The following is a 14,864-nucleotide window of genomic DNA, read 5'->3' as shown; positions in this document are numbered from 1 at the left end:
GTCCGCCAGCTGATTCAAGGGCATCGTGCAGACCCTGCCGGCGTCATTTCAGGGCGAAGGCCACGCGGGTGGTGGACCCCTTGTCGTCGATCCCCTCCGCGCCCAGCTTGGATGCCGTCAGCAGCACTCGCTCCGGCGGCACCTTCGCCGTCAGGTAGGCCTTGACGCGGTCGCCGCGCTGGTCGGCCAGGGTCTTCAGGGCCGGCTCGCCGGACGGCGCGCTGGCCAGCAGCAGGGCCTCCATCTCGGCCGGCGGCAAGCTCTTGGCCAGGCCGATGACGTTGCGGGGTTTGGTCTTCAGGTCGGCGGCCTTGTAGGCAGCCTCGAGCCAACGGGCTCGCTCGGCGGGCTCGATCTTCACGCTCTCGGCCAGCTCGCCGGTGGACTGGGCCTTGGCGGCGCGCACCAGGCTATCGAGGTACTGGACACGAAGCGCCGGCTCGTCGACGGCCGCGTCGGCGCGGCCGGTGGCCTCGAGTTTGAGGGCGGGCCGGTCGGTCAGTGCCTTGGCCAGCGTGTCCAGGCGCTGACGGCTGGCGTCACTGAGTTCGGTGGAGCCGGGCGCGAACTCCACGAAACCCAGTTCCTGCCCGCCGCCACCGAAAGCGCTGGCGAGCAGCGAGAACGGCGCGGTGATGGCCTTGGTGATCAGGTTGACGATCACACGCACGATGATGCGGCCGACCGAGAACTGCGGATCGTCGAGGCTGCCGCTGATCGGCAGGTCGATGTCGATCACGCCATTGCGGTCCTTCAGCAGCGACACGGCCAGCAGCACGGGCAGTTTCAGCGCGTCGGGGCTGTCGATCTTGTCGCCGAAGGTGAGCTGGTCGAGATAGACATTGTTCTCGGCCTCCAGCTTGCCGTTCTCGATCTTGTAGCGGACCTTGACCGACAGGGTGCCCTTCTCGATGCCATAGCCGGCGTAGCGGCCGGAGTAGGCCGTGAGACGGGTGATGTCGATGCCGCGCGCGCTGGCCGTGATGTCGGTCGCCAGGCGCGGGCCCAGCGGGTGCATGGTGCCGCTGATCTCCAATGGCGCCGCGCCGTCGACCTTGCCGGAGATCTTCACGCTGGCCGGCTGCGGGTTGTTCCAGGCCAGCGCCGACACCTCGCCCGCGATGTCGGTGAGCTTGGCCGAGTAGTTGGGGCGGATGAAGTTGTCGGTGAAGTCGACGGTACCGCCGGCCAGACGGATCTCGCGCCAGCGCACTTGGGGCGGGGGCGCGGCTGGGGCCGCAGCGGTGCCAGCAGGTGCGGATGCCGCGGAGGCCGAAGCCGTGGCGGAAGATGCCGGCTCGGGCGTCGCAGGCGCCAATGCCGCGTCGGCCCCGTTCTCGCTGGTCAGCGAGCGCGGCGCGGCATCGCCCGGGCGCTTGACGATCCTGGACAGGTTGATGCGACCGTCGGCATTGACGATCACCCGGCCATAGAAGTCGTCGAGCGAGACGCTGCCCAGATCGGCTTCGACCGCGGCAGGCCGCCACCCCACATCGGCGCCATCGAGTTGCAGCCCCTTGAAGCGCACGAACTCGGCCTGGTTGATCTGGTCGAGCACACGCAATTCCTTCAGCGCCAGCCGTCCGCGCCAGCGCGCCAGCGAGACGGCTTCCTGCGCCGTGCCGTCGACCTGCAAGTCACCCCGCGCGCTCACCTTGGCCGACACGAGGGAGACGTTCAAGCGCGCCTCGACGTAGGGCTGCAGCGCCCGCAGGTCGAGCGATTCGAGGTCGATCTTGCTGCGCAGCGACAGTGGCTGCGGCTGCGCGGTACCGCTGGCGCGCAGCCGGCCGCCGTGCTGCAGGGCGGTGGCCAGCTCGAAGCTCAGCGGCTTGCTCAGGTCGCTGTCGAGCTGGCGCAGCTTGAGATCGGTGCGCGCGATGCCGAAGGCCGCGACCGGCTTGACGCTGCGGTCGCTGACGGTCACGGCGCAGTTGCTGCAGCTCAGCTCGCTGACCTGCCAGCGCGGCGGCGGGGCCGATGGCCCGGGCGCCGCGGCCGTTGATGCCGGCACCGCCTTCTCGGCAGGTGGTGGCTGCCAGCCGATCACGCCCCGCTCGTTGCGCGCCGCCTCGAGGTCCAGACCGTCCAGCTTCACGGCAGCGATGCGGGCCACGATCGGCTCGGCGGCACGCGCACCGACCTGCAGCCCGCTCACGTCGAGCCGCGACAGGCGCAGCCGGTCCGTCGCAGTGGCCGGCTTGGCAAGTTTGCCGGCCGCCTTGCGCGCAACTTGCGGCGGAGGCGCCACGGCGCCGACCGGCTGCAAGTCCAGTCCCGTGAGCTGCAGGGCACCCTCGCTGACGGACCAGCCCGCCGGGTCGGCCTCGGCCTGCGCCTGCAGCGCCACGTCGGCCCCCAGCACGCGCACCGGAAGCAGGGCCTGCCAGGGCGTGAGCCACGCGGTCGGCTTGAAACCGGCCACGTCGGCCTTCAGCCGGGCGCTGCGTGTCGCAACCGACAGTGTGCCGTCGACCTGGATCTTGGCGCCCTGCGCGTCGGCCAGCGACAGGGCCAGCGTGGCGGGCGGCGCATCGGCGCGGGCGTCGAGCCCGCTGACCGCCAGCGTGATGGGAGTCAACGCCTGGCCCTGGGGCCAGGCCGGTTCGGTCAGCAGCACGCGGCCTTCGGCCAGCTCGAGCTTGTCCACGCGCCATTGCCAACCGTCGGCATCGCCGGCCGCGGCGGGCGCCGAGGCGGCACTCGCCGCTGCGCTGGCGGACGACGCGGCGCGTGCCGGGGCGGCATCGGACAACACCAGTCGGTCCTTGCCGGCGGGAGCCGGCGCCGTGGCCATGAGGCGCGGCAGGTCGACCTCGAGCTGCGGCGCCTGAAGGCGGATCGAGCCGACGACGGCCTTGCGTTCGAGCGGCCGCAGGTCCAGCCCCTCGACCGCGAGCCGTTCCACCGCGACCCGCGCGCCCTGCGCCGGCACGAGCGCCTGGAGCTGGGACAGCGTGGCGCCCCCTTCGATCCGCAGCAGCGGCGCCGCCGGCGCGGGCGGCTGCTCGAAGCCGATCGCGAGCTGCAGGTCGAGCTGCCCGCGCGAGACGTCGATCGGCAGTGCCTGCGGCAGCAGCGGCGCAAACGCCTCGACCCAGCGCGGCACGTCGAGCTGCCGCCAGCTCACGTCGACGTGCGAGCGCCGCCCCTCGGCGAACGGTTGAGTCTTGCCCTGCACCTGCAGGCGGCTGCCGTTGACCTGCGCGTCGAGCAGCGGCTCGACGTGGATCTCCACATGCGACGGCAGGTTCGAGACGAACGGGATGCCGATCTGCAGGCCTTCCACGTGGTGCTCGCTGCGCGACACGCGGTCGGCGATGTGGATGCGTCCGCCTTCGAGGCGGATATTGTTCAGCGCGAAGCGCGCCGGCTTGGCGTCGGGCGGCGACGGCGGTCGTTTCGCCAGCGCCTCGAGCATCGGCGTGATGTTGTAGCGCCCGGGTGCCAACCGCTCCAGCTCGACCTGAGGCTCGCGCACCAGCACGCGCTCGAGCACCGGCGCGAGCCGCCACAGCGACTCGATGGACAGATCGGCCCTCAGCTCGGCGATGCGCAGCCAGGGCGCCTCGGCTGGCCCGAGCCTGAGGCTGGAGATCACCGCTTCCAGCCGCCACGGCGCCAGTTCGATGCGGTCGAGGACCAACGGTGCACCGAGCGCCTCGCTGCCCGCCGCCTCGATGCGCGGCTTCAGGAAGCCCGGCAACCACCAGCCGATCAGCAGCGTCCACACAAGCGCCAGGGCCGCCACGGCGCCCACGGTCCACAGCAGGACGCGCGGCGCGGCGCCGCGTTGACACGAACGCAGGAGGAAAGGCAATCGGGCGCTGGAGGTCATCGCTGGCAGGACGGGGCGGAAAGGCCCGTGGCAGTGTGCTCGCGCGGGGCGTCGCGGGTCAACGCCGAGCTTTCACCGGGCTTTCACTCAGATCGGCACGAGCAGCGGCAGCAGGTCGAGCGGCGTCGCGATCACGGCATCGGCGCGCCAGGCCTCGAGGTCCGGCGTTGCACCGAGGTAGCCGTACGCCGCGGCGATCGCGGGCATGCCGGCGGCGCGGGCCGCCTCCATGTCGCGCAGGTCATCGCCGACGTACACCGCCTCGTGCGGCGCGATGCCGAGCCGGGCACAGGCCTCGAGCAGCGGTGCAGGATGCGGCTTGGCATGCGGAGTGGTGTCGCCCGAGATCACCACGGCGGCCGAGCGATCGAGGCCCAGCCCTGCCACCACCGGCACCGTGAAGCGCGTCGCCTTGTTGGTGACGACACCCCAACGCAGACCCTGCTGCGCAAGCGCGGCCAGGCACTCGGCCACCCCGTCGAACAACCGGGTGTCGCGGTCGAGCGCGGCCTCGTACTCCGACAGGAACTCGACGCGGGCCGACTCGTAGTCGTCGTCGCCGGGCGCCATGCCGAGCCCGGCGCCCAGCATGCCGCGTGCGCCGGCCGAAGCGACCGGGCGCAGTTGCGATATCGGTAACGCCGGCAGTCCGCGCCGCTCGCGCAGGCGGTTCAGGGCGCCGCCGAGATCGGGTGCGGTGTCGGCCAGCGTGCCGTCCAGGTCGAACAGCACGGCGCGCACGCCAAAGCGCGCGCTCATGCTTTGCGGCAGCCGAACAGATAGTTCACGCTGGTATCCGCGCTCAGCCAATAGCGGCGCGTGAGCGGGTTGTATTCCATGCCGCGGGTGGCGCTCACGTCGAGATCGGCTTCGCGACACCAGCGCGCCAGTTCGCTCGGGCGGATGAAACGCGCGTACTCGTGCGTGCCGCGCGGCAGCAACTTGAGCAGGTATTCCGCGCCGACGATCGCGAACAGGAAGGCCTTGGGATTGCGGTTCAAGGTCGAGAAAAACACATGCCCCCCCGGCCGCACCAGTGCGGCACAGGCCTGCACGATCGAAGACGGATCGGGTACGTGCTCGAGCATCTCCATACAGGTGACCACGTCATACCGACCCGGCTGCTCGGCAGCCAGCGCCTCGGCGGCGATCTCGCGGTACTGCACCGACGGTGTGGCCGCCTCCAGGGCGTGCAACTGCGCCACCTTCAGCGCCTTGCTCGACAGGTCGATCCCCAGCACCTCGGCGCCTTGGCGCGCCATCGCATCGGAGAGGATCCCGCCGCCGCAACCGACGTCGAGCACCCGCTTGCCCTTGAGGCCGCCGGCCAACCTGGCGAGCCACTCGAGCCGCAGCGGGTTGATCTGGTGCAGCGGCCGGAACTCGCTCTCCGGATCCCACCAGCGATGAGCCAGGTCACCGAACTTCGCGAGTTCCTGGGGGTCGGCGTTGATCGCCGGGGCATCGTTCGTCGTCATGAGCGGATGGTAGGTGCTGGATATGGCGCGAAGAAACAAAAAACCCCGCCGAGGCGGGGTTTCGAAGCGGGCCAGGCCAGCTTACTGCTTGGCGCGAGTACCGACCACTTCGATTTCCGTGCGACGGTTCTTCGCGCGGCCATCGGCGGTCTTGTTGTCTGCCACCGGTTGCTTCTCGCCCTTGCCTTCGGTGTAGATGCGGTTCTTCTCGATGCCCTTGGACTCGAGATAGGCCTTGACGGCTTCCGAACGACGCAGCGACAGCTTCTGGTTGTAGGCGTCAGCGCCGACCGAGTCGGTGTGGCCGACGGCGATCACGACTTCCAGGTTCAGGCCGGCGATCTTGCTGGCCAGGTCGTCGAGCTTGCTCTTGGCTTCGGGCTTCAGCGTCGCCTTGTCGAAGTCGAAGAACGCGTCGGCGGCATAGGTCACCTTCTCGCTGACGGGCACCGGAACCGGCACGACGGCCGGAGCGGGCGCCGGGGCCGGCGGAGCGACCGGGGCGGCGACGGGAGCCGCCGGCGGCGGGGCCTTCGGCGGCGCGCCATCGCAGCGCTCGTCGGCGGTGGCCGGGGTCCAGAAATTGTCGCGCCAGCACAGTTCGTTGGTGCCGTTCTTCCAGACATTCCCGTCCACGTTCTTCCAGTTGTCGACCGTCTGGGCAAACGCGGTGGAAGCGGAGGTGGCGATCGCGGCAGTCGCGAAGAGCATTGCCACCTTGTTCAATTTATTCATGATTTTCCTCTCTCGGTAGGCCGTTAAACGGCAGACGTCCATGCGGATATATCGAGCGAAACTATCGAGCGCCCTATGAAAAGAGCACTTTAGGACCGACAAAACATTGTGCCATATGGCTTTGCAGCGACAAGGTTTCGACCAGCTCCGGTGCCGCACCCGTGGCCGCTGTTGCGCTGCTGCGACAGCAAGCGGCAACTAGAATCGCTGACTTCCCGCTACCCCTTGCAGCCGGCCCCGTGCCTGATGCAAGCCCCGCGGCCCCTCACCGCGGACCACCTCCCGATCACGCATGACCCAGTTCGCCAAGGAAACCCTGCCGATCAGCCTCGAAGAGGAGATGCGGCGCTCCTACCTCGACTATGCGATGAGCGTGATCGTCGGTCGAGCCCTGCCGGACGCCCGCGACGGCCTGAAGCCGGTGCACCGGCGCGTGCTCTTCGCGATGCACGAGCTGAACAACGACTGGAACCGGCCCTACAAGAAATCGGCCCGCATCGTCGGCGACGTGATCGGTAAGTACCACCCGCACGGCGACACTGCGGTCTACGACACCATCGTGCGGATGGCGCAGGACTTCTCGCTGCGCCACATGCTGGTCGACGGCCAGGGAAACTTCGGATCGGTCGATGGCGACAACGCCGCGGCGATGCGCTACACCGAGATCCGCCTGTCCAAGATCGCCCACGAGATGCTGGCTGACCTGGACAAGGGCACGGTCGATTTCGGTCCTAACTACGACGGTTCCGAGAAGGAACCGCTGGTGATGCCGTCCCGGTTGCCCAACCTGCTGGTCAACGGCTCGGCCGGCATCGCTGTGGGCATGGCGACGAACATCCCGCCGCACAACCTCAACGAGGTGGTCGACGCCTGCCTGCACCTGCTGAAGAACCCCGAGGCCTCGATCGACGAGCTGATGGAGATCATCCCGGCGCCGGACTTCCCCACCGCCGGGATCATCTACGGCCTGGGTGGCGTGCGCGAGGGCTATCGCACCGGCCGCGGCAAGGTGGTGATGCGCGCGAAGTGCCACTTCGAGGACATCGACAAGGGGGCGCGCCAATCGATCATCGTCGACGAGATCCCCTACCAGGTGAACAAGAAGACGCTGCTCGAGCGCATGGCCGAACTCGTCCACGAGAAGAAGCTGGAGGGCATCAGCCACATCCAGGACGAGTCCGACAAGTCGGGCATGCGCGTCGTCATCGAGTTGAAGCGCGGCGAAGTGCCCGAGGTGGTGCTGAACAACCTGTACAAGCAGACCCAGCTGCAGGACAGCTTCGGCATCAACATGGTGGCGCTGATCGACGGCCAGCCCAAGCTGTGCAACCTGCGGGATCTGGTAGAGGTCTTCCTCGAGCACCGCCGCGAGGTCGTCACGCGGCGCACCGTGTTCGAGCTGCGCAAGGCACGCGAACGCGGCCACGTGCTCGAAGGCCTGGCGGTGGCGCTGGCGAACATCGACGAGTTCATCGAGATCATCAAGAACTCGCCGACGCCGCCGCTGGCCAAGCAGGGGCTGATGGACAAGAGCTGGGATTCGTCGCTGGTGCGCGAGATGCTGGTGCGTGCCGCGGCCGACACCCCCGGCGGCCGCGACGCCTTCCGTCCAGAGGGGCTGCCGGCGCTCTACGGCATGCAGACCGACGGGCTGTACCGGCTGTCCGACGACCAGGCCCAGGAAATCCTGCAGATGCGCCTGCAGCGCCTGACCGGCCTGGAGCAGGACAAGATCATCGGCGAGTACAAGGAGGTCATGGCGCACATCGCCGACCTGCTCGACATCCTCTCCAAGCCGGAGCGCGTGACCACCATCATCGGCGAGGAGCTGGTGGCGGTGAAGCAGGAGTTCGGCCAGACCAAGCTCGGCGCGCGCCGCAGCGTGATCGAGCACAACGTGCAGGAGCTCGGCACCGAGGACCTGATCACGCCGACCGACATGGTGGTCACGCTGAGCCACACCGGCTACGTGAAGAGCCAACCGCTGACCGAGTACCGCGCGCAGCGCCGCGGCGGGCGCGGCAAGCAGGCCACGCAGACCAAGGAAGACGACTGGATCGAGCAGCTCTTCATCGCCAACACGCACGACTGGATGCTGTGCTTCAGCAACCGGGGCCGCGTCTACTGGCTGAAGGTCTGGGAAGTGCCACAGGGCGGGCGCGCGGCGCGCGGCAAGCCCATCGTCAACATGTTCCCGCTGCAGCCCAACGAGAAGATCACGGTGGTGCTGCCGCTGACCGGCGAGTTCCGCACCTTCCCGTCCGACCACTACATCTTCATGTCCACCGCGCTCGGCACGGTGAAGAAGACCGCGCTCGACGAGTTCAGCAACCCGCGCAAGGCCGGCATCATCGCCGTCGACCTGGATGAAGGCGACCACCTCATCGGTGCGGCACTGACCGACGGCAAGCACGACGTGATGCTGTTCTCCGATGGCGGCAAGGCCGTCCGCTTCGACGAGGACGACGTGCGGCCGATGGGCCGCAACGCGCGCGGCGTGCGCGGCATGGCGCTCGAGCCGGGCCAGAACGTCATTGCGATGCTGGTGGCCGAGGACGAGTCGCAGAGCGTGCTCACGGCCACCGAGAACGGCTACGGCAAGCGCACCTCGATCACCGAGTACACCCGCCACGGCCGCGGTACCAAGGGCATGATCGCGATCCAGCAGACCGAGCGCAACGGCCGCGTCGTGGCCGCCACGCTGGTGCGGCCGGAGGACGAGATCATGCTGATCACCGACCGCGGCGTGCTGGTCCGCACCCGCGTGAGCGAGATCCGCGAACTCGGCCGCGCGACCCAGGGCGTGACGCTGATCGCCCTCGACGACGGCTCGCAGCTCGGTGGCCTGCAGCGCATCGTCGAGAACGATGCCGGCAGCGATGCCGCCGATACCGAAGAGACACCGGCCTCATGATGAAACTGCTTCCCCTGGCGACGGCCCTCGCGCTGTCGCTTTCGCTTTGCGCCGGTGGCGCGCTGGCCCAGGGCGCTTCCGCGCCAGCCGCTGCGGCCTCCGCGGCGCCCGTCAGCAGCGCGGCGAAACGCGATCTCGCGAAGCGCTGGGTGGCGCTGCAGCAGGGCTCGCTGGATGCCGCGGCGCGCAGCATCGTCGAAGCGCCCGCGCGGCAGTTGCTGGGAGCCGCCGATCCGGTGCTGCGCAGCAAGGTGCCGGCCGACAAGCGCGAGGCCGTGGCGAAGCAACTGCAGGACGAGGCGCGCAAGTACGCCGACGACCTGACCCCGGTCGTGCGCAAGCGCGCCCAGGAACTGGCCCAGACCCAGATGCTGGCGGCAGTGGAAGAGAAGTACACCGAGGACGAGTTGCGCCAGGTCGTCGGCTTCTACGAATCGCCGGTCTTCAAGAAGCTGCAGCAGACGCAGCCGCCCATCGAGCAGGCCCTCGGCCAGAAGCTGCTCGCCGGCGTCCAGCCGACCGTCGAGACCAAGGCCAAGGCGCTGCAGGCCACGATGGCCAAGATCCTCGGGGTCTCGCCCGCGCCGGTGGGTGGCAGCGCCAGCGCGCCGGCCGGCACCGGCCTCAAGCCCTCCGCACCGAAGAAGCTGGGCGCGCCGACCACCGACAAGCCCTGAGCGGCCGTGACGCGCGCCTACAACTTCTCTGCCGGGCCGGCGACGCTGCCGGAGCCGGTGCTCGCCCAGGCGGCGACTGAGATGCTCGACTGGCGTGGCAGCGGCATGGGCGTCATGGAGATGAGCCATCGCGGACGTGAATTCGGCGAAATCTTCGCGCGCACGGAACTGCGCCTGCGGGAACTGCTCGCGGTCCCGGCCGAGTTCAATATCCTGTTCATGCAGGGTGGTGCGATCGCAGAGAACGCGATCGTGCCGATGAACCTGTCCCGCGGCGGCGTGACCGACCACGTGGTGACCGGCCTGTGGTCGATCAAGACCCGGCAGGAGGCGCTGCGCTATGGCGAGGCGCGCGTCGTCGCGAGCAACGAGGCGGCCGGCGCCGCCAACCACACCACCCTGCCCGCCCCGGCGACCTGGCGGCTCAGCGCGAACGCGAGCTACGTGCACGTGTGCAGCAACGAGACCATCAACGGCGTGGAGATGCACGAACTGCCGGACCTGCGTGCGCTCGGCTGCGAGGCGCCGCTGGTGGTGGACTGCTCCTCGCACATCGGCTCGCGACCCATCGAATGGTCGCGCGTCGGACTGGCCTACGCCGGCGCACAGAAGAACATCGGCCCGTCCGGGCTGACGCTGGTGTTCGTGCGCGAGGACCTGCTCGGCCATGCGCTGCCCATCTGTCCCAGTGCCTTCGACTACGCCGTCGTCGCCGCCAACGGCTCGATGTACAACACGCCGCCGACCTATTCGATCTACATCGCCGGCCTCGTGTTCGAGTGGATGGCGGCCCAGGGCGGCGTGGCGGCGATCGAGCAGCGCAACATCGAGAAGGCGGCGCTGCTGTACGACGCGATCGACGGCTCCGGCTTCTATGCCAACCGCGTGGCCCGCGAGGCCCGCTCGCGCATGAACGCTCCCTTCTTCCTCCCCGACGACCGGCTGTACGCCCCGTTCCTGGTGGGTGCCGAAGAGCGTCGCCTGCTGCAGCTCAAGGGGCACAAGAGCGTGGGCGGCCTGCGGGCCTCGATCTACAACGCCATGCCGTTGGCGGGCGTGCAGGCGCTGGTGACCTACATGCGAGAATTTGCGCAACGCCATGGCTGATTCCGCCGCCTCCCCCCTCGACCCCGCGCTGCTCGGCTTGCGCCAGCAGATCGATGCCGTCGATCGCGAACTGCTGGCACTGCTGAACCGCCGCGCTGCGCTGGCGCAGGAAGTGGGCGGTATCAAGAAACGCGAAGGCTCGGTGGTTTTCCGCCCGGAGCGCGAGGCCCAGGTGATCGACGGCCTGAAGGCCTCGAATCCCGGCCCCCTGCAGGGCGAAAGCGTGGCGCCGATCTGGCGCGAGATCATGTCGGCCTGCCGAGCCCTCGAGACACCGACGCGCGTAGCCTACCTCGGCCCGGCCGGCACATTCAGTGAGCTCGCAGCGCTGGGCTACTTCGGCAGCTCGATCGTGCGCGTGCCCTGCGCCAGCATCGACGAGGTGTTCCGCACCACCACCGCCGCCGCGGCAGACTTCGGCGTCGTGCCGGTCGAGAACTCGACCGAGGGCGTGGTGGCGCGCTCGCTGGACCTGCTGCTGACGACACCGCTGTTCCTGATCGGCGAGACCAGCCTGTTCGTGCGCCACAACCTGCTGCGCCAGGCCAACTCGCTGGCCGGCATCCAGGCGGTGTGCGCCCATCCGCAGGCGCTGGCGCAATGCCACGGCTGGCTCAGCTACCACCTGCCTGACGTCGAACGCCGTCCGGTTGCCAGCAATGCCGAAGGCGCCCGGCTGGCGTCGCTGGACCCCAGCCTCGCTGCGGTGGCGAGTGAGCGCGCCGGCAGCGAGTTCGGCCTGCACGTCGTCGCGCCGGCCATCCAGGACGACCCGCACAACCGCACCCGCTTCGTGATCGTCACGCACCCCGATCGGCATCCGCAGCCCAAGGCCTCCGGCCACGACTGCACCAGCCTCGTGGTGTCGGTGAACAACCGGCCCGGCGCGGTGCACGACATGCTGGTGCCGCTGAAGCAGAACGGCGTGTCGATGACGCGCTTCGAGTCGCGCCCTGCCCGCAGCGCCGATCAGTGGGAGTACTACTTCTACATCGACCTGCAGGGCCACCCCGACGAGCCGGCCGTCGCCGCGGCCCTGGCCGAACTGCGTGCGGCCTGCTCCTTCTTCAAGCTGTTGGGCACCTACCCGCTCGACGTCCACTGATCCCGGCCGACCCCATGTTCAATCAACTCGGCGTGATCGGTTGCGGCCTGATGGGTGGCTCGTTCGCGCTGGCGCTCAAGCGCGCAGGTCTCGTGAAACGCGTTGTCGGCTACAGCAAGTCGCCGTCGACCACAGAGAAGGCCAAGCGCCTCGGCGTGATCGACACCGCGGCCGAATCGGCGCTGCTGGCCGTGTCAGGCTCCGATCTGGTGCTGCTGGCCGTGCCGGTGGCCGCTACGGAGGCCACGCTGAAGGCCATCCGCCACCTGGTCGAGCCCGGCGTGATGCTGATGGACGTGGGCAGCACCAAGCGCGACGTGGTCGACGCCGCCCGACGGGTGCTGAAAGACAAGGTCGGCTGCTTCGTGCCGGCCCACCCGATCACCGGCAAGGAAGTCTCGGGCATCGAGAACGCAGACGCCTACCTCTACGCCAACCGACAGGTGATCCTGACGCCGCTGGCGCAGACCGACGCGGTGCTGGTGCAGAAGGCCACCGACGTGTGGGCCGCGATCGGCTGCCAGGTGCTCAAGATGAGCCCGGAGAACCACGATGCCGCGTTTGCGGCCGTCAGCCACCTGCCCCACCTGCTGGCCTTCGCCTACTTCGCGTCGGTCGCCAAGCAGCCGGCCGGGCGCGACTTCCTCTCGCTGGCGGGGCCGGGCTTCCGCGACTTCACCCGCATCGCGGCCAGCGACCCGGTGATGTGGCGCGACGTGCTGATGAGCAACCGCGAGGAGATCCTGAAGCAGTCGCAGCGCTTTCGCCACACGCTCGACGCGTTAGAGCACGTGATGAAGCTCGGCAACAGCGAGGCGCTCGAAGACCTGATCCGCAACGCCTCGGAAATGCGCGCCGGCTGGCAGATGAGCAGCCCGAAGCCGGGCGGCAACCGCTGAGCGTGGCGACCCCGCGGGCCTTCCTCGACATCCCCCCGCTGCAGGCCGCGGGCGGCACCGTGCGGCTGCCCGGCTCCAAGAGCATCTCGAACCGGGTGCTGCTGCTGGCCGGGCTGTGCGCTGGCCGCACCCGGGTGCTCGACCTGCTCGACTCCGACGACACTGGCGTGATGCTGGACGCGCTGCGCACGCTGGGTTGCGGCATCGAGGCCGACGGCGACGCGCTCGCGGTCACCGGCCTCGGCGGGCGACTGGCCGTGCGCGAGGCCCGACTGTTTCTCGGCAATGCCGGCACCGCGATGCGCCCGCTGGCCGCCGCGCTGGCGCTGCTGGCGGCCGATCAGGGAGGACGCTTCGAGCTCAGCGGCGTGCCGCGCATGCACGAGCGGCCCATCGGCGACCTGGTCGATGCGCTGCGGCCTTTGGGCTGCACGATCACCTGCCTGGCCAATGAAGGTTATCCGCCACTGCGCCTGGAAAGTGGCACGCTGACGCTGGACGCGCCGATCCGCGTGCGCGGCGACGTCTCCAGCCAGTTCCTGACCGCGCTGCTGATGGCGCTGCCGCTGGTCGCCACGCGGCAATCGATCACGATCGAGGTCGACGGCGAACTGATTTCCAAGCCCTACATAGAGATCACACTGGCGCTGCTGGCGCGCTTCGGCATCACGGTGCAGCGTGAAGGCTGGCAACGCTTCGTCATCCCGCAGGGCAGCGCCTACGTGTCGCCCGGCGAGATCGCGGTCGAAGGCGATGCCTCGTCGGCCTCGTACTTCATCGCGGCCGGGGCCATCGCCGCCGCCGACGGGCCCTTGCGCATCGAGGGGGTCGGCTCGGCGTCGATCCAGGGCGACATCCGCTTTGTCGAAGCCGCCCGGGCGATGGGCGCCGACATCGCCGAGGAAGCGAACGCGCTGGTCGTGCGCCGCGGTGCGTGGCCGCTGACGGCGATCACGCTCGACTGCAACCACATCCCCGACGCCGCGATGACGCTGGCGGCGATGGCGCTGTACGCCACCGGCACCACGCGGCTGACCAACATTGCGAGCTGGCGCGTCAAGGAAACCGACCGCATCGCCGCGATGGCCATCGAACTGCGCAAGTTCGGAGCTACGGTGCTCGAAGGCGCCGACTTCATCGAGGTCACGCCGCCCGCCCGCTGGCAGGCGGCGGCGATCCACACCTACGACGACCACCGCATGGCGATGTGCGCCTCGCTCGCCGCCTTCAACCCGCTGGCGGGGGGCGATGTGCCGGTGCGCATCCTGGACCCGCGCTGCGTCAACAAGACCTACCCGGCCTATTTCGACGCCTTGTTCGGCGTGACCCGCGCGCGGATCGGCCGCGTCCCGGTGCTGACCGTCGACGGCCCCACCGCGTCCGGCAAGGGCACGCTCGGCAGCGCGCTCGCCGAGCGGCTGGGCTACCACCACCTCGATTCAGGCGCCCTCTACCGGGCCACGGCGCTGGCCGCGCTGCGCCAGGGCGTGCCGGCCAGCGACGAGGCCGCCGTCGCGGCGATCGCGCGCACACTGCCGCTGCGCTTCGAGAACCAGCAGGCGCTGCTGGCCGGCGAGGATGTCAGCGACGAACTCCGGCACGAGGCGGTCGGCAGTCTGGCCTCGCAGATCGCCGCGCTGCCCGCCGTGCGCCAGGCGCTGGTCGAGCTGCAACTCGCCTTCCGCCGACTGCCCGGCCTGGTAGCCGACGGACGCGACATGGGCACGGTGATCTTCCCCGACGCAGCGCTCAAGGTCTTCCTCACCGCCAACAGCGAACAGCGCGCGAGCCGGCGGCATAAGCAGTTGATTTCAAAGGGAATTTCAGCTAATATCGAAAGTCTTCGGGCCGACTTGGAGGCACGTGACGCTCGCGACCAGCATCGCAGCGTGGCGCCCTTGAAGCCGGCCCAGGATGCCCGGTTGCTCGACAACTCGGTCCTGTCCGTCGAAACCTCGGTGGATCAGGTACTGGATTGGTGGGACGCCGTGCAGCCTTTCGGTTCTCGCGCCACGCACGAGGATTGACGGGTACTCAGGCCCGCGGCTTCCCCTCAGCACTGCAAGGTGCGCCGAAGCGGCGGTTCTTTCAACCTAACCCGCCACGCGAGT

The 14,864-nt window shown here is 69.2% G+C and carries 10 protein-coding genes; 6 read left to right on the top strand and 4 right to left on the bottom strand.

Features of this window, described 5'->3' with window-relative positions:
• Positions 1–43: 43 nt before the first annotated feature.
• From ASC67_RS00195 to ompA, 4 genes are all read right to left on the bottom strand, one after another.
• A complete protein-coding gene (locus tag ASC67_RS00195; RefSeq protein WP_156466602.1) occupies positions 44–3,838 on the bottom strand; it encodes a DUF748 domain-containing protein in 3,795 nt (1,264 codons plus the stop codon).
• Between the two features lie 87 nt (positions 3,839–3,925).
• On the bottom strand, positions 3,926–4,597 hold the full coding sequence (gene gph / locus ASC67_RS00190) for a phosphoglycolate phosphatase (RefSeq protein ID WP_056314315.1): 672 nt from the start codon (positions 4,595–4,597) through the stop codon (positions 3,926–3,928).
• Complete coding sequence (gene ubiG, locus ASC67_RS00185) at positions 4,594–5,316, bottom strand: bifunctional 2-polyprenyl-6-hydroxyphenol methylase/3-demethylubiquinol 3-O-methyltransferase UbiG (protein WP_056314314.1); 723 nt, start codon at positions 5,314–5,316, stop codon at positions 4,594–4,596. The genes gph and ubiG overlap by 4 nt, the downstream gene beginning before the upstream one ends.
• A gap of 81 nt (positions 5,317–5,397) precedes the next feature.
• The gene (ompA, locus tag ASC67_RS00180; protein ID WP_056314313.1) at positions 5,398–6,051 is read right to left on the bottom strand and encodes an outer membrane protein OmpA; all 654 of its coding nucleotides are present in this window, start codon (positions 6,049–6,051) and stop codon (positions 5,398–5,400) included.
• A 292-nt stretch (positions 6,052–6,343) separates the two neighbouring features.
• Here ompA and gyrA point away from each other — a divergent pair, with 292 nt between their 5' ends.
• From gyrA to ASC67_RS00150, 6 genes are read left to right on the top strand one after another with little or no spacing between them, the layout of a single operon-like run.
• The gene (gene gyrA / locus ASC67_RS00175; RefSeq protein WP_056314312.1) at positions 6,344–8,965 is read left to right on the top strand and encodes a DNA gyrase subunit A; all 2,622 of its coding nucleotides are present in this window, start codon (positions 6,344–6,346) and stop codon (positions 8,963–8,965) included.
• On the top strand, positions 8,965–9,642 hold the full coding sequence (locus ASC67_RS00170) for a DUF2059 domain-containing protein (RefSeq protein ID WP_056314311.1): 678 nt from the start codon (positions 8,965–8,967) through the stop codon (positions 9,640–9,642). Before gyrA ends, ASC67_RS00170 begins: the two co-directional genes overlap by 1 nt.
• Before the next feature lie 6 nt (positions 9,643–9,648).
• Positions 9,649–10,749 (top strand): 3-phosphoserine/phosphohydroxythreonine transaminase, encoded by a 1,101-nt coding sequence (serC, locus tag ASC67_RS00165; protein ID WP_056314310.1) that lies wholly within the window; start codon positions 9,649–9,651, stop codon positions 10,747–10,749.
• A complete protein-coding gene (gene pheA, locus ASC67_RS00160) occupies positions 10,742–11,854 on the top strand; it encodes a prephenate dehydratase (protein WP_056314309.1) in 1,113 nt (370 codons plus the stop codon). Before serC ends, pheA begins: the two co-directional genes overlap by 8 nt.
• A gap of 14 nt (positions 11,855–11,868) precedes the next feature.
• A complete protein-coding gene (locus ASC67_RS00155) occupies positions 11,869–12,753 on the top strand; it encodes a prephenate dehydrogenase/arogenate dehydrogenase family protein (RefSeq protein WP_056314308.1) in 885 nt (294 codons plus the stop codon).
• A 2-nt stretch (positions 12,754–12,755) separates the two neighbouring features.
• A complete protein-coding gene (locus ASC67_RS00150) occupies positions 12,756–14,780 on the top strand; it encodes a bifunctional 3-phosphoshikimate 1-carboxyvinyltransferase/cytidylate kinase (RefSeq protein WP_056314307.1) in 2,025 nt (674 codons plus the stop codon).
• The last annotated feature ends 84 nt before the right edge of the window (positions 14,781–14,864 follow it).

Source organism: Methylibium sp. Root1272, from assembly GCF_001425905.1.
Classification (GTDB): Bacteria; Pseudomonadota; Gammaproteobacteria; order Burkholderiales; family Burkholderiaceae_C; genus Methylibium.
The sequence above is the reverse complement of the archived record's forward strand: the minus strand, read 5'-3'. Positions and strand labels throughout refer to the sequence as shown.